The sequence below is a fragment of the Myxococcus guangdongensis genome (assembly GCF_024198255.1).
Classification (GTDB): domain Bacteria; phylum Myxococcota; class Myxococcia; order Myxococcales; family Myxococcaceae; genus Myxococcus; species Myxococcus guangdongensis.
This window is the reverse complement of sequence record NZ_JAJVKW010000013.1, coordinates 53,995-80,023: the sequence shown is the minus strand read 5'-3', so window position 1 is coordinate 80,023 and position 26,029 is coordinate 53,995. Positions and strand designations below refer to the sequence as shown.

17 protein-coding genes are annotated in these 26,029 nt (G+C 69.3%); 9 read left to right on the top strand and 8 right to left on the bottom strand.

Annotated elements, in window-relative coordinates; all coding sequences use genetic code 11:
* Nucleotides 1-189 precede the first annotated feature (189 nt).
* Together LXT21_RS33250 and LXT21_RS33245 are read right to left on the bottom strand one after the other, a co-directional pair.
* Nucleotides 190-1,632, bottom strand: a complete 1,443-nt coding sequence (locus LXT21_RS33250; protein ID WP_254042239.1) for an MATE family efflux transporter — start codon at nt 1,630-1,632, stop codon at nt 190-192.
* A 207-nt stretch (nt 1,633-1,839) separates the two neighbouring features.
* Nucleotides 1,840-2,622: a helix-turn-helix domain-containing protein gene (locus LXT21_RS33245; RefSeq protein ID WP_254042238.1), complete on the bottom strand. Its 783-nt coding sequence runs from the start codon at nt 2,620-2,622 to the stop codon at nt 1,840-1,842.
* A gap of 98 nt (nt 2,623-2,720) precedes the next feature.
* Here LXT21_RS33245 and LXT21_RS33240 point away from each other — a divergent pair, with 98 nt between their 5' ends.
* Nucleotides 2,721-3,548, top strand: a complete 828-nt coding sequence (locus LXT21_RS33240; RefSeq protein WP_254042237.1) for an NAD-dependent epimerase/dehydratase family protein — start codon at nt 2,721-2,723, stop codon at nt 3,546-3,548.
* A gap of 164 nt (nt 3,549-3,712) precedes the next feature.
* On the opposite strand, the gene LXT21_RS33235 is transcribed toward LXT21_RS33240, so the two are convergent.
* The 3 genes from LXT21_RS33235 to LXT21_RS33225 form a co-directional block, all read right to left on the bottom strand.
* A complete protein-coding gene (locus LXT21_RS33235; RefSeq protein ID WP_254042236.1) occupies nt 3,713-3,988 on the bottom strand; it encodes a hypothetical protein in 276 nt (91 codons plus the stop codon).
* Nucleotides 3,989-4,169: 181 nt separating this feature from the next.
* Nucleotides 4,170-5,630 carry a TIGR02996 domain-containing protein gene (locus LXT21_RS33230; RefSeq protein ID WP_254042235.1) on the bottom strand — a complete coding sequence of 487 codons (1,461 nt, stop codon included), beginning with the start codon at nt 5,628-5,630 and terminating at the stop codon, nt 4,170-4,172.
* Between the two features lie 67 nt (nt 5,631-5,697).
* Complete coding sequence (locus LXT21_RS33225) at nt 5,698-6,321, bottom strand: hypothetical protein (RefSeq protein ID WP_254042234.1); 624 nt, start codon at nt 6,319-6,321, stop codon at nt 5,698-5,700.
* A gap of 546 nt (nt 6,322-6,867) precedes the next feature.
* On the opposite strand from LXT21_RS33225, the gene LXT21_RS33220 reads away from it, so the two are divergent.
* The 4 genes from LXT21_RS33220 to LXT21_RS33205 all read left to right on the top strand — a co-directional run bounded on the left by LXT21_RS33220 (nt 6,868) and on the right by LXT21_RS33205 (nt 11,653).
* Nucleotides 6,868-7,413, top strand: coding sequence for a DUF1993 family protein (locus LXT21_RS33220; protein WP_254042233.1), 546 nt, complete (start codon nt 6,868-6,870; stop codon nt 7,411-7,413).
* Nucleotides 7,414-7,630: 217 nt separating this feature from the next.
* A complete protein-coding gene (locus LXT21_RS33215) occupies nt 7,631-10,141 on the top strand; it encodes an eCIS core domain-containing protein (RefSeq protein WP_254042232.1) in 2,511 nt (836 codons plus the stop codon).
* 10 nt (nt 10,142-10,151) lie between these two features.
* Nucleotides 10,152-10,391 (top strand): hypothetical protein, encoded by a 240-nt coding sequence (locus LXT21_RS33210; protein ID WP_254042231.1) that lies wholly within the window; start codon nt 10,152-10,154, stop codon nt 10,389-10,391.
* A gap of 155 nt (nt 10,392-10,546) precedes the next feature.
* Nucleotides 10,547-11,653 (top strand): alpha/beta hydrolase, encoded by a 1,107-nt coding sequence (locus LXT21_RS33205; protein WP_254042230.1) that lies wholly within the window; start codon nt 10,547-10,549, stop codon nt 11,651-11,653.
* 13 nt (nt 11,654-11,666) lie between these two features.
* On the opposite strand, the gene LXT21_RS45535 is transcribed toward LXT21_RS33205, so the two are convergent.
* Nucleotides 11,667-13,304 (bottom strand): M57 family metalloprotease, encoded by a 1,638-nt coding sequence (locus LXT21_RS45535; protein WP_323395268.1) that lies wholly within the window; start codon nt 13,302-13,304, stop codon nt 11,667-11,669.
* A 1,167-nt stretch (nt 13,305-14,471) separates the two neighbouring features.
* Here LXT21_RS45535 and LXT21_RS33195 point away from each other — a divergent pair.
* The gene (locus tag LXT21_RS33195; RefSeq protein WP_254042229.1) at nt 14,472-15,608 is read left to right on the top strand and encodes a serine hydrolase domain-containing protein; all 1,137 of its coding nucleotides are present in this window, start codon (nt 14,472-14,474) and stop codon (nt 15,606-15,608) included.
* Between the two features lie 442 nt (nt 15,609-16,050).
* Here LXT21_RS33195 and LXT21_RS33190 read toward each other — a convergent pair whose 3' ends face one another.
* Entirely contained in the window at nt 16,051-16,575 is a 525-nt protein-coding gene (locus LXT21_RS33190) for a hypothetical protein (protein ID WP_254042228.1), read from the bottom strand.
* 155 nt (nt 16,576-16,730) lie between these two features.
* Entirely contained in the window at nt 16,731-17,951 is a 1,221-nt protein-coding gene (locus LXT21_RS33185; protein WP_254042227.1) for a CapA family protein, read from the bottom strand.
* Between the two features lie 161 nt (nt 17,952-18,112).
* On the opposite strand from LXT21_RS33185, the gene LXT21_RS33180 reads away from it, so the two are divergent.
* The 3 genes from LXT21_RS33180 to LXT21_RS33170 are packed head-to-tail and all read left to right on the top strand — an operon-like array spanning nt 18,113 to nt 25,958.
* Entirely contained in the window at nt 18,113-23,251 is a 5,139-nt protein-coding gene (locus LXT21_RS33180) for a non-ribosomal peptide synthetase (protein WP_254042226.1), read from the top strand.
* Nucleotides 23,248-24,759, top strand: coding sequence for a condensation domain-containing protein (locus tag LXT21_RS33175; RefSeq protein WP_254042225.1), 1,512 nt, complete (start codon nt 23,248-23,250; stop codon nt 24,757-24,759). The genes LXT21_RS33180 and LXT21_RS33175 overlap by 4 nt, the downstream gene beginning before the upstream one ends.
* Nucleotides 24,759-25,958, top strand: a complete 1,200-nt coding sequence (locus LXT21_RS33170; protein WP_254042224.1) for a cytochrome P450 — start codon at nt 24,759-24,761, stop codon at nt 25,956-25,958. Before LXT21_RS33175 ends, LXT21_RS33170 begins: the two co-directional genes overlap by 1 nt.
* Nucleotides 25,959-26,029: the final 71 nt, after the last annotated feature.

The following is a 26,029-nucleotide window of genomic DNA, read 5'->3' as shown; positions in this document are numbered from 1 at the left end:
CCACCAACCGATGCACCCTGGGACTCGCGGCGGTGTGTCCGAGGGCGCTCCGGGGTGTCGGGCGCCTCCGGTGTCCCTCGCGCTCCGGGGACCCACACGCTGCGAGAGTCCCGGGAAAGTCGGCACCTGGGCGGGCGCTTTCAACTCAGCCCCCGGGGAGTGCCGATTGTTGGATGCCGGGGGCCGGCATCAAACGTGCCGCAGCTTCCAGCCACCCCTGCGGAAGAGGGCGGCGCTCGTCAGGCCCAGCGCGCCGTAGGTGACGGCGATGGCGACGAACGCGCCCGTGGGCCCCCAGCCCAACGGATGGCAGAGGACGTACGCCAGGGGCAGCTGGAGGCCCCAGGAGAACAGGGCGTTCACCACGGTGGGCGTGGTGGTGTCCCCCGCGCCGTTGAAGGCGTGGGGCAGCACGGTGACGAAGGCGTAGAGGGCGAGGCTGCAGCTGACGATGCGCAGGCAGCGCACCGCGTGCAGGGCCACCTCCGGCTCGGAGGTGAAGCGGTGGATGAGGGGCTCGGCGAACACCAGGAAGCCCACCGCCACCACGCCCAGGAAGCCGAGCGTGTAGAAGCTGGCGCGCCACGCGGCGCGCTCGGCCCGCTCGGTGTCGCCCGCCCCCAGGCTCTGACCCACCAGCGTGCCCGCCGCGTGGGACAGGCCCCAGGAGGGCTGCTGCGCGAAGAGCAGGATGCGCATGGCCAGCGTGTAGCCCGCGAGCGCGGTGCTGCCGAAGGTGGCCACGATTCGCATCAGCACGAGCCAGCTGGACATGCCCAGCAGCGACTGGAGGATGGCGCCGCCGGACAGCTTGAGCATCGAGCGCAGCGTGGACGGCTCCACGCGCAGGTGACGGCGGCGCAGCTCCAGCCGTCCGCTGCCCTGGAGCAGGCGGTACACCTGGTACAGCACGCCGGTGCCGCGGCCCACGGTGGTGGCCACCGCGGCGCCGGTGACGCCCAGGGCGGGGATGGGCCCCAGGCCGAAGATGAACAGGGGCGCGAGCACGATGTTCACGGAGTTGGCCAGCCACAGCGCGCGCATGGAGGTGGCCGCGTCCCCCGCGCCGCGCAGGATGGCGCTGATGAGGAACAGCAGCATGATGATGGGGAAGCCGCCCAGCATCAGCCGCGCGTACCCCAGGCCGTGCGTCACCACGCCAGGGGCCGCGCCCATCGCAATGAGGATGGGGCGCGCGAAGAGGCAGCCGGCCAGCGCCAGCGGCACGGACAGGACGAGCCCCAGCCCCAGGGCTTGAACGGCGGTGCGCGCGGCGCGCTCCGGGTCCTTCTGGCCGATGCGGCGGGAGACGAGCGCGGTCGCGGCCACGGCCAGCCCCAGCGGCACGGTCCGGAACAGCGTGAGCACGGCCTCGGTGAGGCCCACGGTGGCGATGGCGTCCGCGCCCAGGCGGGACACGAAGAGCACGTCCACCAGGGCGAAGATGGACTCCATCACCATCTCCAGCACCATGGGGACGGACAGCAGGAGGAAGGCGCGGTCCACGGGCCCGGTGGCCAGGTCCTCGGTGGAGCCGCGCACGGCCAGCCAGCAGGAGGCGAGCAGGCCCTTGAGCCCCGAGGCGGCGGGGGTCGCGCCAGGGGACAGGGCGTCGGGTGGGGGTTGCGTCATGGATTGGGCGTTGCAACGAGACGCCCCGCGGCTTTCATCCCGCGCGGCTCCCCGCCTGCCGGTGTCGTGGCCCCGGTGCCGCGAGCAGGCGCCCCATGACGGCCCGGCCTGGAAGGGGCCTGCCCGGGAGTCTGGTCGGCCGACGTCCGCCGGGAGGTCCTGCTCCTGAGTACGGGACTGTCGAGGGTGCGCGGAGGCGCCGCCCGGTCAGCTGATCAACGGTGTCGCTCGGAGTTCGCCGAGAAACCCCTGGGGCGTCATGCCCGTGAACGCACGGAAGTCGGCGATGAGGTGCGCCTGGTCGTAGTAGCCGGCGTCGGCGGCGATGTCCGCCCAGTGGGCGTGTTCGTCCTCGAGCGCGGCGCGCAGCGCGCGATGGAAGCGGACGACCCTGGCGAAGGCCTTGGGTCCCACGCCGATGGTTTCGCGGAACACGCGGCGCAGGTGTCGCTCGCTCACCCCGATGTCGCCCGCGACATCGTTCACCGTGCCGCGCGCGAGCCTCTCGGCGGCCTTGAGGGCGAGCCGGGGTTGGGCGTGGCGCCCGCCCGCGCGCGCGAGGCGTTCGGCGATGGCGCTCTCGAGGATGGCCGCCGCCTGGGCCGTGTCGTCGGTGTCGCCGAGCCGCTCGAAGAGCCGCCGGGCCGCGACATCGCCCCACAGGTCCTCGAGCGCGACGATGCCTCCGACGAGGGCGGAGGCCGGTACGCCGAGCACCGCCTCATGCGCGCCCAGGTGAAGACGCGCCGTCACGGTCCGTTGTCCGCTGTGGATGTGCTTTCGACGTACCCGCTGGGTTCCGCCCATCGCGTGTGCATCGAGGCCCCTTCGCGCCGCTGGCCCGAACCGGACGACGAGGTGGACCTCGGGGCGCGGAATCAGGACGCCCCGCACGTCGTGGTCCCGCTCGTCGACAATCAACGCCGCGACCGCGGACGCGACCGAGGCGCTCGGCGTGATGTGACCGCGATGAACACGTTCCGCGTGCATGCGCTGACTCTGGCCCGCGCGCGAGGGTGGCGCAAGCGGGGGGGCGCGTGTCCGTTTTCTCCAATCTTGGACGCGACTTGGCGGGCAACGTGCGGCCCATGAAAATCCTTGTCACCGGAGCGACCGGAAAGGTCGGAAGCCGACTCACCCAGCGACTTGCCGAGCGTGGCCATGAAGTGCGCGCCCTCGTCCGTGAGCCGACGCGCGCGGCCCGCCTGAGGGAGGCGCGTGTGGAGCTCGTCCAGGGCGACCTGCTCGACGCGGGCTCGCTCGTGCCCGCCGTGCACGGCGTCGACGCCGTGGTCCACTGCGCCGCGTTCTTCCGGGGCGCGACGCCCGAGCAGGCGCACGCGGTCAATGACCTGGGCACGCAGCACCTGGCGACCGCGTCACGTGCCGCCTCCGTGAAGCGCTTCATCTTCACGAGCACGGGTCTGGTGTACGGCTCGACGGGAGGGCTCCTCACCCAAGAGGACGCTCCCTGCGCCCCGAGCGCGGCCTATCCGGTGAGCAAGCTCGCCGCGGAGCGCTTCCTCCTGGGCGTCGAGGGACTCGACGTGCGGGTGCTGCGCCTGCCGTTCGTGTACGGCGATGGGGACCCGCATATCGAGGAGGTGGTACCGATGATGCGCGGCTTTCCGGCGGCCCAGCGCATGTCGATTGGCCACCACGCGGACATCGCGCAGGCCGTCGCGCGGTTGCTCGAGGCGCCTTCGCCCGCGCACCGCATCTACAACGTCGTCGACGACGAGGCGCCCGACCTCGCCACGCTCTTCGCATCCGTGGGGGCGCCGCCGCCTGATGGCTCGAATGCCGAATTCGCGCGCGCCTTCGACGTGCTGCTCGATGGGCGCCGCATCCGCGAAGACCTCGGCTTCAAGCCAGCGTTTCCCCACCTCGCCGACGCGCTCGCGGCGGGTGCATAGAACAGACGTGCTCGGGGGCCGACAGAAGGGGTGTCGACGCGAGGCCGCGCAGGCCGAGGGGAGGCCGAATCCCGCCGGGCGCGCTGGGGACCTTCGCCTGACGCCGTGCCGGACAGCGCGCTCCCGTCCGTCCGTGGCGCGGACGGGAGCGCAGGGGCTTCTGACTACTTCCGGGAGATCTTCCCGTCCTTGATGATGATGTTCGCGTCACCGTCGAAGGTGATGGTGGTGCCCTTCAGCGTCACCTTGCAGGGCGACGAGCCCTGGATGGACACCGAGGACGTGGTGCTCGCGGAGAACTTCACGGGGTCCTGCTTGCTCCCGCTGCACACGGCGTCGGCGGCGTACGCCTTGGAGTCCTTGTTCTCGTAGCGGAGGGTCAGGGATGCCGCGGCGGAGGTGGACACGAGCAGGGTGAGGGCTGCGATGGCGGTCTTCATGGTCGAGGGCTCCTTGTGGTGTCGAACTGGGAGCATCTTCACCTGAGACTCTGACATTTCGAGCACTCGGGAAGTGATGCAAGCATCGCCATGCTGCTGTGTCAGTCATTCGATTGTGATTGCCCGCGCATCCAAGGCGACCTCTGGATCCGCCCTCGATGAGGGCCTTCGTCACAAGGTGTCACCAGAAGCCGCGAGGCAGGTTCCACTCGACGTGCGCATAGCCGGCGGTCGCTGCCTCCAGCAGGGCACGGTTTCGTGCTCCGAGTCGGTGCCGGGAGTGGAGGTGGAGCGTGTGCACACCGAAGCCCGTCGAGGCACGGAGGGTTTCCGCCAGGGCCGCGCAGTGGGACTCATGCTCCAGCGTGGCCTCGGCGGGTACTCCCGCCGTGGGCGATACCGTGAGGGCCCACGCGCGAGGGCTGGACGCCTTGAAGCGCTCCAGTCGCCGGGCCAAAGGAGCGCTCGCACACAGGAGTACGTCCCGAGGCTCGGCCTCCTGGACCTCCACCCGGGACAGCTGGGGCAGGGAGGCCAGCCCCATGAACACGTTGGGGCCGTCGTGGGTGAGCTGCCCCTTCAGTTCGAGCTGTCGCACGGGGAGGGGATGCGCGCCCAGCCGCCGGGCGACTCTGGCGTTCACCTGCCGCAGCACCGTCACCTGGCGCAGGTGCGGGTGTGCGAGCCAGTCCGCCTGCGCGGCGTAGCCCGTCCCGCTCCAGTCGATCTCCCGGACGGTGCTCCAGAACGGCCCGGGAGGCGGCAGCAGGCGCCAACCGGGGCCCATCGCGACCGTGACGGCCACCGGAAAGGCTCGCTCCAGGCGCACGAGCTGGTGCACGACGCAGGGCCCGAGCGCCGCGGTCCACCGGTTCCCATGCACATCGAGCAGCCGCGTGACGCGGGCCTCGTCCCGCTGCGGCATGCATTGCAGCGTGATGAGCTCCCCCAGCGGGTCTCCCTGCTCCAGCAGGTGGTCGGCCAGGACCCGCCGCGGGCTGTCATCGTCAGGATGGGCGGCGACGCGGGCCAGGAGCGCCTCGCGCAAGGGGGCGCTCCGGGCCGTGGCTTCCTCGCGCCGGCAGAGGGCGTGCTCAAGTGCATCGCTCAGGGTGGAGGTCCTCGTGTCGGGCCTGGAGAACTGCTGCGAGGCGAGGCGTTGGAGGGTGACGTCGAGCCTGTTCGCGTACCGGCTGTCGGGAGGAAGGGCGGCGCGAAGGGTGTGAAGTGGCCCGAGGCCGCGCGGGTCCCTCACGACGTCGAGCAGGTCACAGACGTGGTCGAAGACCCTGCCTGGGCCTTGCTGGGCCACGGGCATGGGCGCGAGGGCGAGCAACACGGGCGTGAGGCGGGGATCCGCGGGCCACTTCGCGGGGTCGATGAGCTCGCTGCTCAGCACGCGAGGGTACTTGTGGTTCGCGAGCAGCAGCAGGTCCTCGACCAGCATCGGCAGGTCGAGGGGACCCGTGAGCGGCGCGAGCCAGCCGGGGAGCATCACCGACAGTCGCTCAATGAGCTGGGCGAGGCGCTCGGAGCGCGACTCGCGCCAGGCCGACAGCAACTGCTGGAGGGCTTCTTCGTCCTCGTGCCGGTCGAAGGCCGCCAGCGCGCGGTCGAGGAACCCGGACTGGGAATCGCTCACGGAGGGAGTCTACCCCTCCCACGGCCACGAGCTGGTTGCTGTTTCCGGGCTCCGCGCCTGGCCATCCTCACTTCGTCGTGGATGGGTCGAAGTGGATGCTGTTCATGCAGCACGAGCTCCCGCTGAACGGGGGGCGCTCGCTGCTGTTCCCACCGACACAGCCGCGGCACGTCTTGGCGTGGCCGTCGGAACAGCAGCGGACCGTCGCCTGCGGGTCGAAGTTCTCCTTGTCCGGGGGCTCGACGAGCACCGTCCCGATGTTCAGGCGCACCTTCACGAATCCCGACGTGTCGTACACCAGCGGGGAGAACTGAGGTTGCACCAGGGTCCCCGTCGGGAGCCCGAGCTCGTTCGTGACCTGCTCATCCAGCAGGATGGCTGTCTTCACGGCCAGACCTCCCCGGGCCAGGAGGAGTTCGGGCTTCGTCAGGTAGGTGAGCTCGACCTGGTTCGCTCCCACCACGGTGAGGAGCTCCGTGGGCTGGGTCGTGCCGAACCCGAAGCTGCAGACGTTCGTCCCCTGGTCACCGCATGCTCCGTCCGGGGCGAGGTAGCGGGTCCGGGTGCCGACCCCGACGCTGGTTGCGGCGCTCTCCGCCTGGCCCAGCGGATCGGCGACGTCCGCGGAATTACATCCGAACAAGGACAGTGCAGTCAGGAACGATACGGCGAACGCGGTCGTCTGGGTCATCGCTGGCTCCTGCGGGGTGAGGGCGATGATGCTGGCATGCCATTGTTGGTAAAAACAAGACGTGCAGCGAATGGCTTTTGGGTTTGAGCTGCAAGGACAGTGTGTTCAACGGCTTGCGGTCCCCCGCGCCCGCGCCCCGGCTCGAGTGTCGTCGGGGCGCGGTGGCCCTGTGCGTCAGGGCGTGTTCATTCGCGCGATGTCGCAGGCGGTGGGCTCGCGGCTGTAGGTCCGGACATCATCGAGCGTCGCCGGGATGCTGTAGACGTTGCCCAGGCAGGGGCGCCGGCGGCGGATGCGGAACGAACTGGCGCCCGCTCCGTTGGTGCCCCCTGCGTTCTGGTACAGCTCGAGCGACGTCCGCAGGTGGGCTCGATACCACCGCGTCCGCAGACGGGGCCCAGGTCAACGCGGCTCGCGACACCGCGCATGGAATGAACGGCCCCTCTTCCTGGCGGCCTCCTGCGCGGCGCACACGATGGGGATGGCCAACGTCCTCCGTCCATCAAGTGACAAGCACTCGAGGGTCGACATGTGAGAGAATGGGGCATGTCTTTGGATGCCAATGAATTGACCACTGGCGTGTTCGTCCGCGGGCTCGCCAATCTCAAAACGCAGCTGACGAAAGCGGAGGAGCATGCCGCCGCAAGGGGTTGTGGTGACCAGTCGTTGCTGGACGCGCGACTCTCCGGAGCAGGCGCGGCTGACTCGCCAGCGGACCTGCACCAGTACACCCTCGCCGCTCACGTCCACTGGGCCGCGGAGGGCGCCAGGTTGGCGATGGCGCGATTACTGGGAGAGTCACGGGTGCCGGCCGCGAGCGATGCGAGGAGTTTCGCGGAGCTCCATCACCGGCTCGATGCGACGATGGCGTATCTGCGCGAACTCTCTTCGAGCGACCTCGAAGCGGGCCTCGAACGGGAGGTCGTCATCGAGCACCGCCGGGGCTCGGTGCGCGCCAGGGGTCGACAGTTCCTGATGGCCTTTGCGATTCCCCACTTCTTCTATCACCTGACCACGGCCTACGGCATCCTGCGCAACCAAGGCGTGCGACTCACCATGGGCGACTTCCTGGGCAACTGGGGGGAGCGTTGAGTGGGGCTTCGCCCACGCCAGGTGACGCCCGTGCCCCCATCTCCCCTATACTTGGCGACTGACGCCGTGCGGCGCCATCGTTGTCGTCCAGGGGGAGGACTGCTCCATGTTCGCGTTCGACCAGAAGCCGCGTCCGTCGTCGGCGCATGCTCCTGCCCCGAAGCGTGAATCGCAGCGCCCAGCCGTCAGGCGCGACGCCGCGGAATCGGGAGGCGAGGTGTCGCCGCCGGTCGCGCCCGGGTCCTCGTTCGATTTCGCCCGCATCGCCATCACACCGCCCCAGGCTCAGCGGGAGCTGACCCTCGGCTCCCCTGAGGACCCGTGCGAGCGCGAGGCAGACGCCGTGGCCGACAAGGCCATGGGGACGTCGAACTCCGCGCCTCTCGGCTCGGGGCTGCACTGGGGGAATGGGGGCGTGGGGGCCTCGCGCGCGCTCGCGCCGCCGGTCGTCCACGAGGTGCTCGCTCGACCCGGGCGCCCGCTGGAGCCGGCCGCGCGAGACGCGATGGAAGCGCGCTTCGGAGGCGCTGATTTCTCCTCCGTGCGTGTGCACGACGACTCGCGAGCCGCGCAGAGCGCCCTGGCGGTGGGCGCGCACGCCTACTCCGTGGGCAGTGACGTGGTCTTCGCTCCCGGGCGCTACGGGCCGGGGACGGCCACCGGAGACCGGCTGCTGGCGCACGAGCTGTCGCACACCCTCCAGGGCGGTACGAGCACGCTCCGCCGGCAGCCTCTGGGCACGCCGCTGCTGGGGGCAGACACGGACGAGCCACAGTCCCTGAAGAACAGCGTCAGTACAGCAAACCCGCAGTCCGCGCGGCTGGAGATCGCCAGGATTCTCCGCTGGCTGGCGCGGCAGCCCCCTGGGGCCGACAACGCGACCATCCGGCATCTGCGGGCCGAGGTCACCCGCCTGGAAGCGCTCGTCGGTCCGGCGTCGCCCCAGACGTCGTCGGACGCGTTCACCTCCCTCTTCAACGATGAGTTCGCGGACGTGCTGATTGGGTTCGGCGTGCCGGCGGCCCCGCTGACCTCCGCGAGGCTCCAGGTGCTCTTCACGAGCACCCAGCGCCAGAAGCTGCGCGACTTCATCCTCACCAGGCGCATCCCCGAGCGCCTGTTCAACGGCTCTGACCGGGGGGCGACCACGGCGCAGCAGCGCCTGCTCCTCGCTGCCCACATCCTCGCGAAGGGCATCTATCAGCCCGGCTCGTTCGACCAGCGGGTGCATGCGCAGTTTTGCTTCCACTGGGTGCAGATCGTCCACCACTACGCCGGCGCCACCCCGCCCGGGTCTGGTTTCGCCGGAGGGGTGATGGGGTCCTTCGACCCGTTGGGCGCCGCGATGCTCAACACGGGGAGGTCGATTGACGTCACGAAGCAGGACCGGGTCTCGGAAGACAAGCTTCCCCTCGACGAGGCCGAGGGCGCCGAGATGCCCCCGTCCTGCGGCGCGGGACACCAGGGGCCGGCGCCGAGCACCGTGAAGCCGAACGACGAGGGCCTGGGGCCGCTGCACGAGGGCACGAAGCAGGCGGAGGCGGCGGAGAAGGCGGCGGCGGAGAACCCTGGCAAGGGGTCGAAATACTACCGGCAACGGCATCTCCCCTTGGCGAAGCTCGACGACATCCAGACGGGAGATTGGCTGTACCTCTACAACGCCAACGCCTCGGAAGGCGGTGGGCACAGCGTCATCTTCTCCCACTGGGAGAAGAAGGATCTCATCCAGACGCCATCCGGAGTCCGCTACCACGTGGCCATCGTCTGGAGTCAGCCGACCCCGGCCAGAGGCGGCGTGCAGCACAAGGCGAGGCTGGGCGGCCGCTTCGTGCCCAATCCCAGCAACAACCTGGACCCGTACGTCACGCCCGTCACGCACATCTCACGGGTGACTCCCGACACGGGGCCCGCGCTCACCGCGGCGCAGATGCTGCCGGGCCGCTCGGGCGCGGCAGCGACGAAGCTGGTGAAGGAGAACGCGGACTTCATCCAGGGCAAGAAGCTCAAGGGACCGGTGAACCGGAAGAAGCTCGTGACGTGGCTCCAGGCAAAGAACGAGTCCTTCCTGGGCTCGCTGGGCAAGCACCTGGACCCGGGACAGCTCGCCGAGCTCCGCGGCGTGAATCGGGGCGACGACCTGGAGGCGCTGGTCCGTCTCTTCCAGCGGCTGCGCACCCTGAGCGCCAACGCCAGGGTGCTCGACGCGAACATCCGCGCCTACAACGCGAAGCTGGACCCGAAGCACCAGGCGGCCAAGGAGGGCAAGGAGGCCGAGGTGGCGGCCGCGACCCGGAAGCTGCGCGCGGTCGACGTCGAGATTGAAGCGGTGGAGAGCGACCCCCGGGTGAACGACCCGACGCTCGTCCGCGAGCTCGAGGCCGCGGCGGCAGACCTTCAGCGGCAGCTCTCGAAGCTGGGGGCAGGGCCGGAGCGCGACGAGCTGAAGATGCAGCGGGAGCGTTATCTGGCCAAGGCCGCCGCGGCGCGTGAGGTGCAGCGCAGGAGAGGGGAGCTGCGCGTCGGCCGCGACAAGGCGGTCAAGGCGCGTGACGCGGCGCAGGACCTCAAGCTGCCCTACGGTGTCGTGCACCCGGGCGACCTTGGGAAGGAAGACCGACGACAGCAGACCACCGGGCGGCTGGCGGACATCAACGCGGACATCGACTGGAGCGCGGTGGTGGACCCCGCTCCGGCCACACCGCCGACCACGACGCCCAAGAAGCCGTGAGCCGCCCTGTGTGGAGACACGTGAGCTCTCGCACGAGCTCCTCAGTCTGGCGTGGTACGGCGGCCGGCTGTACGCGTGTTCGGCGCAGGCGCTCTACGTCTGGGATGGCGCACGGTTCCAGGTGCACGCGTTCGAGGGGGATGGCCCGCGAACCTTGCAGTCCCTGAGCGTGGGCGAGAGCGGCCTGTGCGCCGTCGGCCCGAAGGACCTGTTCCTCTACGACGGCACGGCCTGGACGCGAATCGACTGAGACAGGTCCAGGCACGGCGCCGCGTCCAGTCGGAGTGGGAGAGGTGCGCGGCGGGGGCGCCGGCCAGACACCCGTTGGAACCACTCCCGCGGGCCTCCGGACCGCTCGGCCCCGTGGGCTCCGTGGGCGCCTCCAGGTTCGTCATGGTGCGTGGCATGGCTCATTCCCTCTCCGCGCCCATGGCGGTTCCCGCAGGCGTTCCACGTGCCCCCTCGAAGGTGGGCTCACGGCCCCGCACGTGGCCTGGGGTCCTGTTGGGGGTGTTCCTGACGCCGGTTGCGGGGCTGATGCTGGCGACGGCGGCCCGCATCGGCGCCTCGCCTTCGGGATGGAGTTACGCCGGGGGGCTCGTGCTGGTGGCCATCGGCCTGATGTTGCGCGCGCGGGGGCTGTGGCGAGTGGGGCTCGGCCTCATCGCGCTCGTGGCCGGCTCACGTCTGCTCTTCGCGGATGGCACGCTCCTGGAGACCGTTCACCTCCCGGATGGGGGGCACCGGTGGGTGAATCGGCTCGTCGACGAGCGGGACGGGACGCTGTTCGCGGCGCACGCCCTGGTTCGGCTGGGGAAGTTGCCGCGCACGGACGCGAGCGGGTTCATCCCGGCGCTGGAGGCGGCCTTCGACCGGATGGAGTCCGCGGAGGGTTCGGTGGCCACGCCCGCGATTGCCACCTACCTGGGGCTTCAGTCGGCGGAATCCTTCGATGCGCTGGTCATCCCGCCGGCGCGGGGGGTGATGCCGGAGACGGCCGTGGTTTTCCTGCATGGGTATGCGGGCAACTTCGCCGTGTACTGCTGGGAGATGGCGCGGGCGTCCTGGTCCATCTCCGCGTTGACGGTGTGCCCTTCGGTGGGCCCCGCCGGAGATTGGTGGTCGCCCCAGGGGGCGGCCACCTTGAAGGCGACCCTCGAATGGCTTTCGGCCCGAGGGGTTCGTCACTTCTACCTGGGAGGGCTCTCCAACGGCGGCGTGGGGGCGAGCATGCTCGTCAATCGCGTCTCACACCCAGGGCTCGAGCTGCGGGGATTGGTGCTCGTGTCCGGCGCGAAGTCCTCGGCCCCCGTGCCGGAGGTGCCCACGCTGGTGATACAGGGGCGCCATGATTCCATGATGGACACCCCCTCCATGCGCTCCTACGTCGAGCGCCTGGGGGGGCGAGCCACCTATGTGGAGCTGGACAGCGGGCACTTCGCGTTCCTCGACCGCCATCTCGAGTCAGGGATGGCGATCTCCCAGTGGCTCCGCCAGCGCGAGGGGAAATGAATGGGAGGAGGGGCTACCTCGCGCTCCAGTTCAGGTGCCAACCGAACGCATGGGCCTGGGGAACAGTGATGCCTGGGGAGAAGACAAAGACGCGGAAGCCCGTGGGCGACGGGATGTAGATGGATGTGGCGCCCGCGCTCGTCCAGTGGGTGCTGTTGCCACCCAGGGAGGTGAAGTACTGCGGCGTCGTGCCAAGGGCGCAGTCCGCCGAGTTCACGTCCAGGTAGATGCCGTTGGCATCGTATTGCTGCCACGCCGTGTTTCCCTGGGGCGTCTGGCCTGTGCAGAACGACGGGTGGCGCAAATCGGTGGGGGAGGCCTGCCAGTTCAGATGCCAGCCCCACGAATTGGCCTGGGTGGTGGTGACGCCTGGGAGAAAGACATAGACACGGAAGCCCGTGGCCGTTGGACTGTAGATGGAGGTGGCGCCAGTGGTCGTCCAGTGGCTGCTGTTGCCACCCAGGGAGGTGAAGTACAGCGGCGTCGAGCCGAAGCCGCATCCAGATGTGTTCACGTCCAGGTAGATGCCGTTGGCATCATACTGCTGCCAGGATGTCGTCCCCTGCGGCGTCTGGCCCGTGCAGAGTGAGGGCTGGCGCAGGCTGTTGGGAGTGGCCTGCCAATTCAGATGCCAGCCCCACGAGTTGGCCTGGGTCGTGGTGAGGCCCGGGAGGTAGATGAAGACACGGAAACCCGTGGCCGTCGGATTGTAGATGGACGTGGCGCCTAGCGCCTGCCAGTGGCTGCTGTTGCCGCCCAGGGAGGTGAAGTACAAGGGCGTCGAGCCGAAGCCGCAGCTCGACGTGTTCACATCCAGGTAGATGCCGTTGGTGTCATACTGCTGCCAGGCCGTCGCTCCCTGCGGCGTCTGGCCCTTGCAGACGGATGCGGGCGCATACAAGGCGTTCAGCGCGGTGAGGTCGCTGGAGGTGAACTCACCTGTCTCCACGGAGCGGAAGCAGGAGTTCATGATGGAGCCGCCGACGGTCGCCGTGGTGGGCGTGCCCGGGATGTGGATCGCGCCGACGCCGGCGTCTCCCTCGTTGCCGCCGGAGCCGCAGCTGATGGCGCGGTTGTAGTAGTCCGAGTGGCGGAACCCGAGGGTGTGGCCGAGCTCATGCGTGATGACGTGCTCGATGACATCGACGCCGTACTGACTGAGCAGGCCACCGATGGTCATCTGCCCATAGGGGACTCCATTCGACGGGAACCCGGCCACGCCGCCGTTCATGTTTGGATCGATGAACGCATTGATGGTGAAGCCACAGCCCGTGCTCGGGGCCCGTGCCAGGGTGAAGGTGAGCGACAACGCGTTGTAGTTCGCGAGGGCCATGTCCAGGGCGGTGCTGAAGACGCCCGTGAACGCCGGAGCGTTGACGCATATCTTCGAGAGCGACGCGCTGATGAGGTTGGTCGTGCGATATTGCTCTCGGCGGCTGTCTCCGGGCTCGAGCATCTCGCGTGACGCGGACAGGGTCACCTCGGCGTCCCGCCCCGCATAGACCTTCCCTTCGACGACCATGATGTCGTCAGCGGGGAACCCGGCCTTGAGCAGGTTGCCGACGATCTCCTGCGATTCCTGGGGTGCTCCGTCGCAGCCGAGCAACAACACGGCGCATCCCATCGCAATGACAAGACTCTTCGCGGACATCGTCATTCCTTTCGTGGGCCCTGAAGCTCCGGTGTCGCCGCGTCGCGACAGGCCCCGGAGGCACGTGCTCTTCAGTGCTCGGTGAGTGCTGCCTGCACGGCGGCGCTGGACTCTATCCAATCCCTGGCGCAGCGGCGCTGGGTCATCTTCACGCCATCGCTGTCGGTGGCGACCGCGTTCACGTCCGTGGCGATAACGTCGAGCCGAGAAGGAAGAGGAGCTCCATTGGGCGACTGGGGAAGCCGAGCGTGGGAAACCGACGAGGCCGCCGACTGGTTCGGCAGGTTCTGGACCGCTCCTGATATCGGAGGTCAAGAACTTCAATCCTGTCGGTTGGCCTGAACCCACGTCGCTCGTGGTTTGGAGGGCACTCAGGCGTGGTGGGGTCGATTCCACTCATCTTCCTCGTGTCATCCAGTTGAGATTGTAATGGGTCACACATTCTCACTGGAGAGTCCACGCATGAAGCTCCACGTCGCCCTGGGTGTCCTCGTTCTCGGAATCATGACCGCTTGTGGCGCTGCTCCTGAAGGAGGAGAGGTGGAGGAAACGTTGCCTCCGGAGTCCTCCGAACAGCCAGGGGATGTCGAGGCTTTCGAGACCCGGATCAGTTGCACGGCCTGGGGTAATTCCGGGTGCTGTAGTCCTATCGAAATCAAGCAGGTGCGGTATTGCTCCCAGCTCTCCTGTCAATATCCAGGAGTCTGTCATTACGTCACGCAGTGGACTGAATGGGGGTGTGTCCCGACGGCCGCTGGCCTGCCCACCTGTCGGTGAGCCGCCATACCCAGGGGCCGCACGATCAGCGGCGGCTCCGGGTTCTGGACCGAGTGGACCTGGGCCTCTCCACTGCGAATGCCTCCCAAGGAGGTCTGGGGGACGCCGTCACGATCGATGAACACGGAGTAGGTTGACGGCTCCCCGTCCCGGAAGAAGGCGGCCGAATAACCCACGTCCCCATTCGCCTGCTCCAGGGTCGCCATGCTCGTGGTGCCCTCCTTCGAAGTGGAGGAGGAGACTGAGCGAGGTGTGGAGTCAGGCGGCGGGTCATGGCGTACGTGAAGGGGGCTCGACTCCGCCCGTGCGACCACAAGGCGCCCCCGGGTGCATGGCTCCGGTCTGGGGGTTGTGCGAGAAATGTCCACCCCACCCTGGAAGATGCGCCTGATGAATCAACTCTCCGTAGCCATTGCTGGAATGACGCTGGTGCTGGCCGCGTGCAAGACGGCTGGCTCTGTGCCCGCACGCGATATTCCCACGGCAATGAACCAGGCCGCGACAGCCCTGCTTCAGGAAAGGCTGCTGCACTCGACCTCGATCGCGGTGGTCTATCGCGGCGAGGAGTTCATCCTGCATCGAGGTGAGCTGGAGACCGGCAAGTCCAATCCGCCCGACGATGCGACGCTCTATGAAATCGGTTCGGTCAGCAAGACCTTCGCCGGCCTGCTGTTGGCAAACGCCGTGCTCGAAGGCAAGGCGACTCTCGACGACCCGATACAAAAGTATCTACCGTCCGCGTATCCGAACTTGCAGTCGAACGGCGAGCCTGTCCGTCTGCGCCATCTGCTCACGCACACCAGCGGCTTGCCGGGGATGTTGCCACTGCAAGTCAATGAGGTGTTGAAGGACTTCACCGAGCATGCCACCCCTGCAAAGCTCAATGCCGCCTATGCAGGCTACGGGCAGCAGCAATTCTGGCAGGACCTGCACGCCGTCAGCATCCAGGGCCCGCTCGGCAAGGACTATGCGTATTCGAGCGCGGGCACCGAGTTGGTCGCGCACACGCTCGAGAGAATCTACGGAGCCCCCTACGAATCGTTGCTCGCGGAGTTCTTGTCCCGGGAAGCCGGCATGCGCGATACATGGCTTCGCCTGTCTGCCCAGGACATCAGCCGGCTGGCGCCCGGCTACCACAGCGACAACCCGGTCATCACCACGCCGATGCCACTGCTGCCCTGGGGCGCCGCGGGAAACTTGAAGGCGACGATGCCGGAGATGCTCAAGTACCTGCGCTTGCAGTTGAGCGCCCATCCAGCGGTGGCCGAGTCGCACAAGTCGCTGGTGCGCTTCGAAGAGGACTTCCGCATCGGCTATTTCTGGAACATCGGCCAGAACAGCCAGTTGGGCACCCACTACGTGCATCACGGCGGCGTGCCGCGCGCGCAAAGCTATGCCTTCATCGTGCCGAAGTACCAGCTGGGGGTGTTCATCATCACCAACCAGAGCGGCGATGCCACCGCGAAGGCCATGGAGGGCGCGTTGGCGCACATCTTCGACGTGGTTGAGTCCATGCAGCGCCGCTGAGTCGGTGGCCCGAAGTTCCGAGACACATTCCGGCCGCATGCGCAGCTTCCGGGGCATGCGACCGGCAAGGAGCCCTGCCGAGCTGGGGCTGACAGCGTACGACAGGCGGAAGTTGGAGCGGGCGCTGCGGCAGGCATGCGATGCCCGCCACTGCACACCCACCCGGCGAACAGGACCAGCAATCGCGGGAACGAGGGCTCGGTGAACGCCGGCCGAACCAACTGCAGGACTCGAAGCAATGCATACACATGGGAAGCGGCCAGCGCAGACCTCGAAGGTGCTGGAAGAGGCGTGTCTTGCCGGACACCTCCTCAGCCGGTCTCGATGGCCGCTCTTTCCCTACCCTCAGCCCTCTCTCCTCTCGTCCCACTGCTTGGGCAGCCCACCCCACAAGGGCGAAAGTCGAGTCTGAACACGGTGGGGGCGACCGCCCGGGTTGGCTTCAGCGGGAATCGACTCTCAGCACATCCCCGAGGACCACCCAGGTGTCCTCCGTCACGCCCTTGTCACCCTTGTGGATCTGGTACGTGAGCCAGCCCTTCGAGAACGAGACGTTGTGCGAGCTGGCTTCGTGGGCGACGGCCTTCTTGTCGTCGGGATGTTCAGGTGCGGCGGCGGCGTAGAGCGCGAGCTGCGAGATGTCCCACGTGAACAGGCACGCCAGGCCGGTGACCTTCTTCGCGAGGGCCTTCTTTCGCTCGGGGGTCTCGCACATGCTCGCGAGGCCGAGAATCATCTCCTTGCAGGAGTCCTCGTAGCCGCGGCCCTCCCAGTCCTTGAGGTCGAACCAATTGAAGTTGGTCTTGACCTTGAGCCGGGTGCCGCACGCGGTGTTGGCGGTCTTCAGGGCGCTGGAGATCGCCTTCTCGAAAGAGGCCTTGGCCTCCTTCTGAAACGGCTTGAGCGCTTCGGCACGCGCGGACGCGGACAACAGGACGATGGCGACGAAGATGTGCTGCGAACGCATGACGGGCTTCCTCCCGAAGGTGTCCCGCGAAGATACCGTGCCATACCCACATCAGCCCAGGCCGCCAGGAGCAGGGACCTGGCGCCGGAACGTCTGGCGTCCGCTCCGCGGTCGCGCGAGTGACTCCACTCGACAGCGACAGCCTCTGAACCTGCTCAGTCGGTCGCGGTCGAGACGAACTCGATGCACGAGGCGGGCAGTCCGGAGTCGGGCCGAGGGGCGACGAGCTTCGTGGGGAGCTGCTCGGCCGCGCAGCAGCGTTCGAGATAGGCGACCACCCGCCTGCCTTCGTCGCTGTCCGCGGACACGTGGATCGGCTCGTTGGCGGGATTGATGACCGCGGGCAGGAAGCCGGCGCGGATGCGCCCGTCCGGCGCGAGGTGAATCACCGCCGCGCCCGTCATCCTCGAATCCGGGTGGAATGGCAGCAATGGGTAGCCTTCCCGTGGGCGAATCATGTACTCGCCGAACCTGCGAGCCCAGGCCGCCATCTCCTCGGGCCGTCCCACGCCCAGGTACCCGTCCTTCGCGAGTCGCTCGGGCAGGTTCGGCAGGTCGAACACATAGTGTCCCAGGCCGTAGAAGATGGGTTTGCCGGCATGGAACTCGACACCGCGGAGCATGTGGTGATGGTGACCCACGACGACGTCGGCCCCGTGGTCGATGGCGAGCCTGGCCGTCCGTCGTTCATGGTCGGTCAGCGAGAACGGAACGGTGGCGTCACCCCAGTGGAAGCTGACGAAGACGATGTCTGCTTTCGCGCGGGCTTCGGCCAGGCTGCGGAGGAACACCTTCTGGTCCTCGACCAGCGGCTCGGTGCTCACCACGGGGGCCATGCCCGGACTCCAGGAGGTCAACTCCACGGGCGTGTAGCGGGTATGTGCACGGAAGGGCGCGAGCCCCGGGATGGCCGGGCGCGCCTCATAGCCGTAGGGGAACACGGAGCTGAAGGCCAGGAAGGCGAGCCGTCTCCCATCGCGCTCCAGATACACGGGCGCGGTGGCCTCCGCGAGGTTCGCGCCCGCGCCCACCGTGGCGATGTCCAGGTCGGCCAGGGTCCGGCGCATGGACAGGAGCGCGGCGTGTCCCCCGTCGAGACTGTGATTGTTGGCCAGGGACATGATGTCGAAGCCCGCCTTCGCCAAGGGGGCGGCGTTCGCCGCGGGCGCGGTGACGGCCGAGCCGGCGCTGGGGGCACGGTGGATGTCGTCGCTGAAGACGCCCTCGCAGTTGCCGAAGACGACGTCACCTGCGCGCAGGACGTCGCCGGCCGAGGAGAAGGCCGTCCCCGGGTCGTCGCGGTCCACGAAGACATCGCCCACGGCGAATATCGACAGCCCAGGTCCACCCGGATGCGTGCTGTTGTTCGAGGCCACGGTGCACTCCTACATCCTGCGCGTATGCGTTCCTCGCGCCTTCTATCAGACGAAGGTGTCGCATTGGATTTTCGCGTGTTAAAGGTTCGTGGACGCAAGCCGTGTCGGACGGCCTCTCCGCGCGGCGGTCGCGATGTCTGTCATTGCTTCCAGGAGCCCCCTTGCCCCCGACGCCCCCGTCCGCCCTGGTGACAGGAACCGAGTATGAACGCCTGCTCGCGAGCCTCCGGCTGAAGCGTCCCTGGGCGCTGGAGGGACACACCCCGGAGGAGGTCCGCGGGGCGCTGGATGGCGCGGCGCAGGCGGCCCGCGCGCAAGGTGGACGGGTCGACCATGGTCCGTGGCGCTCGGTCGTGGACGTCATCGCCGAGCAGTGCCGGCGCCATGCCGACCGCGTCGCGCTCTGCGATGGTGCCTCTGAAATCTCCTATGCGCGGCTGGAGGAGCGGACGGGAGCCCTGGCCGCGAGCCTGCGAGCCCGGGGCATCGGACGCGGAGACGTGGTCGCGGTGGTGCTGGAGCGAGGCGCGGCCTTCATCGAGCTCGCCATCGCCATCTGGCGCGTGGGCGCGGCCTACCTGCCCCTGGCGCCGTCACATCCCCAGGCATGGCGCGAGGACATCGTCCGCAGGGTCGGCGCGGCGCTCGTGGTGGGCGCGCCCGCGAGCCAGGTGCCGGGAGTGCCCTTCCTGGAGTCGGGGGCCGACGTGGGCGAGGGGCGCGTGGAGGACACGGCGCTCGTTCCCGAGGACCTCGCCTACATCATCTGCACCTCGGGTTCGACGGGCGAGCCCAAGCTGGTGATGACCGAGCATCGCGGCGTCGCCAACCTCGTGCATGCGCAGCGGGACTTCCTGGGCGCGTTGGGGCCGGACACCCGGGTGCTGCAGTTCTTCCACCCGTCGTTCGATGCCTCGCTGTTCGACCTGCTGATGGCGCTGCCCAACGGAGGCCGACTGGAGACGCTGGATGCATCGCCGCTCTCCGGCGCGCCGCTGGCCCAGGTGCTGGTGGACCGGCGCATCACCCACGCGGTGCTGCCCGCAACGGTCCTTCGCACGCTGCAGCCGGGCGGCTTCTCCGACCTCCAGGTGGTGATGAGCACCGGGGACGTGTGCCTCCCGGAGACGGCCCGGCAGTGGTGCGCGCACCACCGCTTCGTCAACGGCTACGGCCCGACGGAGGTCACGGTGGCCAGCACGCTCCATGCGGTGCAAGCCGTGGAGGCGGAGCGCGTGCCCATCGGCCGCCCCCTCTCCAACGACCACGTGGTCATCCTCGATGAGCACCTGCGCCTCGTGCCCGATGGGGTGGCGGGTGAGCTGTGCATCGGCGGGGAGGGGGTGGGGCGCGGGTATCTGGGGCGGCCCGAGCTGACGGCCGAGCGGTTCATCCCGGATGCGTTCGGTCCGGTGCCGGGAGGGCGGCTGTACCGCAGCGGCGATTGGGGCCGGTGGTTGCCGGACGGCACGCTGGAGTTCCTGGGCCGGCGCGACGACCAGGTGAAGGTTCGCGGCGCGCGCATCGAGCTGGGCCAGGTGGAGGCGGCGCTGGCCGCGCTGCCGGACGTGCGTGACGCGGTCGCCCTCATCGACGACACGCGGGAGCGCCTGCTGGGCTACGTGATGCCCGTCCCCGGAGCGTCGCTGTCCGGCGACGCGGTGCGCGCGGAGCTTCGACGCCGGCTGCCCGGCTACCTGGTGCCGGATGTCGTGGTCGTGGTGGAGGCCTGGCCGCTGAACACCAGCGGCAAGGTGGACCGGGCGCGGCTGCCTCGGCCCCCTCGCGAGGAGCGGACGGACTACGTGCCGCCGGAGTCGCCCGGTGAAGTGGCGCTGGCGACCATCGCCGCGGCGCTGCTCGGGATGGAGCGGGTGGGACGCGATGACAACCTGTTCGAGCTGGGAGGGCACTCGCTGTTCGCCACCCAGCTCGTGGCCCGGGTGCGCCGCGTGCTGGGCGCGCAGCTGGAGTTGAGCGAGGTGCTCCAGACGCCCACGGTGGCCCGCCTCGCGGCGCGCTTGCAGGGAGCGCGGGGTGGGGTGGACCTGGGCCCTCGACGTGGCGCCGCGGGAATGGCGCTCACGCCGTCGTTCGGCCAGGAGCGGGTGTGGCTGATGCACAAGCTCAACCCGGATGCGCGGGCCTATCACACGCAGGCGGTGTTCCGTCTCGAGGGCGCGCTGGACCTCGCCGCGCTGCAAGCGAGCCTCACCGACATCGTGCGTCGCCACGACGTGATGCGCTCGCGCTTCCCCGAGGTGGATGGCGAGCTGCGGTGTGAGCTGGAGGCCCCGTGGGAGGTGGAGCTCCCCCTCCAGGACCTCAGCGGCGTGGACGAAGCGCTGTTGGACAACCGCGTGGCGGAGGCGGTCAGGGACGCGGTGCAGGCTCCGTTCGCGCTCGCCGAGGGCCGGCCCTTCCGCTGGCGACTGCTGCGACTGAGTGCACGGGAGCACCTGTTCGTGCACGTCGAGCACCACATCGTGCACGACGGCTGGTCCTTCAACGTCTTCGTGCGAGAGCTGCTCAACGGCTACGCCGAGCACGTCCGCCATGGCCAGGTGCGGCGCCCGGCGCTGGCGGTGCAGTACTCCGATTACGCGCGCTGGCAGCGCGAGTGGGTGGGGACCGAGGCCGCCGAGGCGCAGCGCCGCTTCTGGCGTCAGGAGTTGGAGGGCGCACAGACGCTGCTCCAGCTCCCCCGCCGCGTGGCTCCGCATGGAAGACGGTTTCGTGGGGTGGCGCCCCGGGTGGAGCTGGACGGTGAACTCGCGCGTCGCCTCCAGGCCCTGGCGGACCGCAACAACACGTCCCTCTTCACCACGCTCCTCTGCGCGTTCTTCGTCCTGTTGCACCGGTACACCGGCTCCCAGGATGTGCTCGTCGGCTCCTCGGTCGCCAACCGGCGCTGGCAGGACACCGAGGGCATGCTGGGCATGTTCATCAACACCGTCGTCCTGCGGGGCCGGCTGGAGGGGGACCCCTCGTTCGAGGCGTTCCTGGCGCGGATGCGGCGCACCACGCTGGAGGTCTATGACCACCAGGAGCTGCCCTACGAGCAGATCTTCGCGCAGTCGCCCGCGCGGCATCAGGGGGGCTTCAATCCGTTGATACAGACGATGTTCAACTTCCACGACTCGTCGCTGGGCACGCTCGAGGCGTCACCGCTCGACGTCTCCTTCGTGGAGGGGCTGGGCAACGGCTCGGCCAAGTTCGAGCTGTCCGTCGTCGCGGTGCCGCTCTACGCCGAGCCGGGGCACATCCAACGGCTGGCAGGGGACGTGGTGAGCATCCCGCGCTCGGAGGCCCCCGTGCGCTCCAGTCCTCGCGCTTGCCTGAGCGGCATCCTGCTCTCGTGGGAGTTCGACTCCGACCTCTTCGAGGACTTCTTCATCACCGGCATGCTGTCCGCGTATCAGCAGGTATTGCGCTCCATCGTCGACGCGCCGGACACCCGCGTGTCCAGGCTGTCGCTGCTGAGCGACGCGGACCGGCGCGCGCTCGTCAGCGTGGGGGCTCGCCAGGAGGCTCCGTCGTATCGGGTGCACGACGTGTTCGCCCAGTGGGCCCGACACGCGCCCGACGCTCCCGCGGTGAGGTCCGGCGACCACGTGCTGACCTATGCCGGGCTGGCGCGCCGGGCGGAGCACCTGGCGCACCACCTGCGCGACCTGGGCGTCGGCCAGGAGGCGCTCGTGGCGGTGTGCATCCCCCGCTCGGAAGAGCTGGTCGTGGCCCAGCTGGGAGTCCTCATGGCGGGGGCGGCCTTCCTGTCGCTGGACCCAGGTGCTCCCGCGGCCTGGCTGGAGCCGCTCATGCAGGAGGCTGGGGCCCGCGCCCTCGTCACCACGGCGGCGTTGGAGGGGCGACTCGAGGGGCTGCCCACCGTCGTGCTGGGAGCGCTGCCGCCAGCGTCGTCCGGGCGGCTGCCGGAGGGGAGTCCATCGGACCTCGCCTACGTGCTCTACACGTCCGGGTCGACGGGCAGGGCCAAGGGCGTTCAAATCGAGCATCACTCGGTCGTGTCACTGCTGCACCGGACAGCCCTGGCCGAGGACCTGGGCCCCGGCAAGACGATGCTGGCGATGGCCTCGGTGACCTTCGACATCTCGGTGCTGGAGGTCTGGGGCGCGCTGCTCAACGGCGCGGCTGTCCACTTCCTCCCGGCGGGCTGGGACGTGCCGGGGCTGGCGCGCTGTCTCGTTGAGCAGCGCATCACGCATGCGGTGATTGCGCCCGTGGTGCTGCCCCGGCTGGCGGCCGACGCACCGGAGGCCTTCGCGGCCCTGGACCGCGTGGTGGTGGGCGGGGATGTGTTCCCCGTGGAGGCGTTCCGCGCGCTCCAGCGCGAGGGCTTCACGAAGGTCACGAACGGCTACGGCCCCACGGAGGCCACCGTCATGGTCAGCGGGCACAGGCTGGACGACGGGGTCGACGCCGAAGCCACCCACGTGCCCATCGGGCGACCGCTGTTCAACACGGACCTGGTGGTGCTCGACGCGCACGGGCAGGTGGCTCCGCCGGGCGCGGTGGGGGAGCTCTGCATCGGTGGGGCCGGTGTCGCGAGAGGCTACCGCGACCAGCCGGGCCTCACCGCCGAGCGATTCGTCCCGGACCCCTTCGGCACACAGCCGGGGGCGCGGCTCTATCGCAGTGGGGACCTGGCCCGGTGGTTGCCAGGAGGCGTCATCGAGTTCCTGGGCCGCCGTGATGAGCAGGTGAAGGTCCGGGGTGTCCGGGTGGAGCTGGCCGAGGTGCGTGCCGCCTTGTCCGCGCATCCCGGCGTGGTGGATGCGCTCGCGCGGGTCGACTCGCGTGGCGGGGAGGCTCGCCTCGTGGGCTATGTCGTGGCACGGGGCGCGGGCGCGGTGTCGGCGCAGGCGGTGCGCGAGGACCTGGCGCGCAGGGTGCCGGCGCATCTGGTGCCGTCGGAGGTCATCGTCCTGGAGTCCTGGCCGCTGACCGCGAACGGGAAGGTGGATGCTTCGCGGCTGCCCACGACGGACCGGCGCCCAGACGCGCCCTACACGGCGCCGAGGACGGAGACCGAGGTCCGCGTCGCGGCGGTGGTCTCCGAGCTTCTGGGCGTGAGTCGGGTGGATGTGCACGAGAGCCTGCTCGCGCTCGGCATGCATTCATTGCAGGCGATGCGGCTTGCCTCGCGGTTGAGCCGGATGGTGGGGCGGGAGGTCGGGCTCGCCACGATTCTCACCGGGCCGACCCTCGCGCAGCTCGCCCATGCGCTCGCAGAGGCCCCGGTCGCGAAGCCCACCATCAAGAGGTTGCCTCGCGGATGACGACCGCGTTCCCGATGTCGTTCGCCCAGCAGCGATTGTGCTTCCTGCACCGGATGGACCCCACCGGCGCGGCCCACGCCACCGTTCGCTGCCACCGTGTCACCGGGCCCCTGGATTCACGAGCCCTGCGGGAGGCCCTGGACGTGCTGGTGGCCCGGCACGAGCCTCTGCGCACCGTCTTCCCGCTGGGGACGCAGCAGCAGGTCTCCGAGGCCGGGCACGCGCATGTGCGCGTCCTGGAGGTCGCGACAGAAGCCGAGGCCCTGCGACTCGCGTACGAGGAGGCGGCTCGGCCGTTCGACCTGGAGCAGGGTCCCTTGCTGCGGCTCACCGTGATGCAACTGACGCCCCGGACGCACTTCCTCGTCCTCGCCGTGCACCTGCTGGCGGCGGACGGCACCTCGCTCCAGGTGTTCACCGAGGAGCTGGCCCTCGCATATCGCGCGGCGCTCGCGGGGCAGTCCGCGGTCCTGCCCGAGCTGCCCGTGCAGTACGTGGACTGGGCCGCATGGCAGCGCGAGCAGCTCACCGCCGAGCGGCGCGAGTCGCTGTCGCGCTGGTGGAGGGAGCAGCTGTCGGGGGTCCCCCTGTTCCTGGACCTCGTCCCTCCGCGTCCCGTGCTGGGGCGGGGACGGCGCATGCATCGGGTGCTGCCCGCTGGCGTCGCCGAGGGGGTGCGTGCCCTCGCGAGCGCCGAGCGGCAGACGGTGTTCACGGTGCTGGCCGCGGCGTGCGGCAGGGTGCTCGGGCACCGGGCGGGACGCGAGCAGGTGCTGCTCGGACTGGCCGTGGCGAACCGGGACCTGCCCGAGGTCGAGCGGGTGCTCGGGTTCTTCGTCGACACCGTGGTGCTCCAGGTGGACCTGCGCGGCGACGTCGACCTCCGCGCGCTGCTCACCCGGGTGGCGTCGGCCACGGCGGCGGCCTATGCGCACAAGGACCTGCCCTTCGAGCAGCTCGTGGCGGACCTGCGCCCGCCGAGAGACCCGACGCGGTCCCCCGTCGTCCAGGTCAACTTCGCCTACCATCCCGTGGGCACGGCGGGCGCCCTGGCATTGCACGACTGCGAGGTGACGGAGCTTCTGCTGGACCTCCCCTCCGCGAAGTTCGAGCTCACCGTTCGGGTGGAGGAGCGCTCTGACGGCGCGTTCACCGTGTGGGCCGAATACGATGAGAGTCTCTTCGATTCGGTGTTCATCGAAGGGCTGCTCGCGGCCCACGAAGAAGTCCTGCGGGCGGCGACTCCCGATGCGCGTGCATCGCTTCCACGCTCGCCGCCGGAGGGGAGGGAACGACACCTCAGCCGCATCTTCGCGGACGTGCTGAGGGTTGCCTCGGTCGCTCCGGACGACGACTTCTTCCTGCGCGGCGGCCACTCCTTGCAACTCGTCGAAGTCGCGGTCCGCATCCGGAATGAAATGGGCCAGGACCTCAGCTTGCGTGAGCTGTACCAGCATCCCACCGTGGCGGGCATCGCCGCCCGGCTCGACCGGACAGGCGCACCCTGATGCGCCCTTCCTATCCCTTCCCCAAGGACTGGAGCCTCCCGCTGGAGCCTCCCGCTGAGTACGAGCGGCTGCGGCAGGAGGCCCCGGTGTGCCCCGTGAAGTTGTGGGACGGAAACACGTCGTGGCTGGTGAGCCGCTACTCCGACGTGTTGACGGTGCTGGGAGACCCTCGGTGGGTCGCGGACTCCACGCTGCCGGGGTTCCCGCACCTGTCGCCCGCGTCCGCGGCACGACAGGGCAGGCCGCTGGCCTTCTTCCTCCGCCCGGATGCGGAGTACCGGGCGCAGCGGGCCATGCTCGTGCAGGAGTTCATGCCCCGGCGGATGGAGGCCCTGCGGCCACGCATCCAGGCCACCGTGGACGCGGCGCTCGACGCGATGCTGGCGGGCCCGAAGCCCGCGGACCTGATGTCGGCGTTCGCGCTCCCCGTGGCCCTGCAAGTGATTGGCGACCTGCTCGGCGTGCCTCGGGACGGCGCCGAGGACCTGCATGGCCTCAGTCGGACCGTTGGCTCCCGTGCGTCCTCCCGCGAGGAGGCGAGGGCGGCCCTGACGGCGCTGGATGACTTCTTCCTGCGGTGTGTGGAGGCGAACCTGCGTGAGCCTGGGGACACGCTCATCGGTCGCGTCGTCACGGAGCAGGTCGCGACGGGGAAGCTGAGCCCGCCGGATGCGGCCTCCCTGTTCCACGCGCTGTACTACGCCGGGCACGGACCCTCGGCGTACATGTTCGGGCTGGGGACGTTGGCGCTGCTCCTCAACCCCGAGCAGCTCGCGAGTTTCAGGGAGATGGAGGACCCCGCCGCCATCACCGCGGCGGTCCAGGAGCTCCTGCGCTTCGTCAACGTCTCGCATCTTGCCCGGCAGCGCGTCGCCACGGCGGATGTCACCGTGGGCGGCCAGCTCATCCGCGCGGGCGAGGGGGTCCTCGCGCAGCCGGACTCCGCCAACCGCGATGGCACGGTCTTCGAGGCGCCGGACCGCCTGGACCTCCACCGGGAGGCGCACCGCAATTTCGCCTTCGGCCATGGCATCCACCTGTGCACCGGGCGCGCGCTGGCCCTCATCGAGTTCGAGGTGGTGTTCAAGACGCTCTTCCAGCGCATCCCCACGTTGCGGCTGGCCGTGCCGCTGGAGGAGATCCGCTTCAAGAAGGACGAGAACCTGCTCGGCGTGCACGCGCTGCCGCTCACCTGGTGACTCGCGTCGCATGGCCGCCGTTGCCATGGCGGGCGGATTGGATGACCCTGAGCCGGTCTCCTCCTCCCTGG

Excerpts from the sequence above, each read along its gene's own strand:
- LXT21_RS33190 (WP_254042228.1), bottom strand. The coding sequence starts at position 16,575 with ATGCGTTCGCAGCACATCTTCGTCGCCATCGTCCTGTTGTCCGCGTCC.
- LXT21_RS33170 (WP_254042224.1), top strand. The coding sequence starts at position 24,759 with ATGCGCCCTTCCTATCCCTTCCCCAAGGACTGGAGCCTCCCGCTGGAG.
- LXT21_RS33225 (WP_254042234.1), bottom strand. The coding sequence starts at position 6,321 with ATGACCCAGACGACCGCGTTCGCCGTATCGTTCCTGACTGCACTGTCC.
- LXT21_RS33220 (WP_254042233.1), top strand. The coding sequence starts at position 6,868 with ATGTCTTTGGATGCCAATGAATTGACCACTGGCGTGTTCGTCCGCGGG.
- LXT21_RS33250 (WP_254042239.1), bottom strand. The coding sequence starts at position 1,632 with ATGACGCAACCCCCACCCGACGCCCTGTCCCCTGGCGCGACCCCCGCC.
- LXT21_RS33240 (WP_254042237.1), top strand. The coding sequence starts at position 2,721 with ATGAAAATCCTTGTCACCGGAGCGACCGGAAAGGTCGGAAGCCGACTC.
- LXT21_RS33205 (WP_254042230.1), top strand. The coding sequence starts at position 10,547 with ATGGCTCATTCCCTCTCCGCGCCCATGGCGGTTCCCGCAGGCGTTCCA.
- LXT21_RS33235 (WP_254042236.1), bottom strand. The coding sequence starts at position 3,988 with ATGAAGACCGCCATCGCAGCCCTCACCCTGCTCGTGTCCACCTCCGCC.
- LXT21_RS33245 (WP_254042238.1), bottom strand. The coding sequence starts at position 2,622 with ATGCACGCGGAACGTGTTCATCGCGGTCACATCACGCCGAGCGCCTCG.
- LXT21_RS33175 (WP_254042225.1), top strand. The coding sequence starts at position 23,248 with ATGACGACCGCGTTCCCGATGTCGTTCGCCCAGCAGCGATTGTGCTTC.
- LXT21_RS33195 (WP_254042229.1), top strand. The coding sequence starts at position 14,472 with ATGAATCAACTCTCCGTAGCCATTGCTGGAATGACGCTGGTGCTGGCC.
- LXT21_RS45535 (WP_323395268.1), bottom strand. The coding sequence starts at position 13,304 with ATGTCCGCGAAGAGTCTTGTCATTGCGATGGGATGCGCCGTGTTGTTG.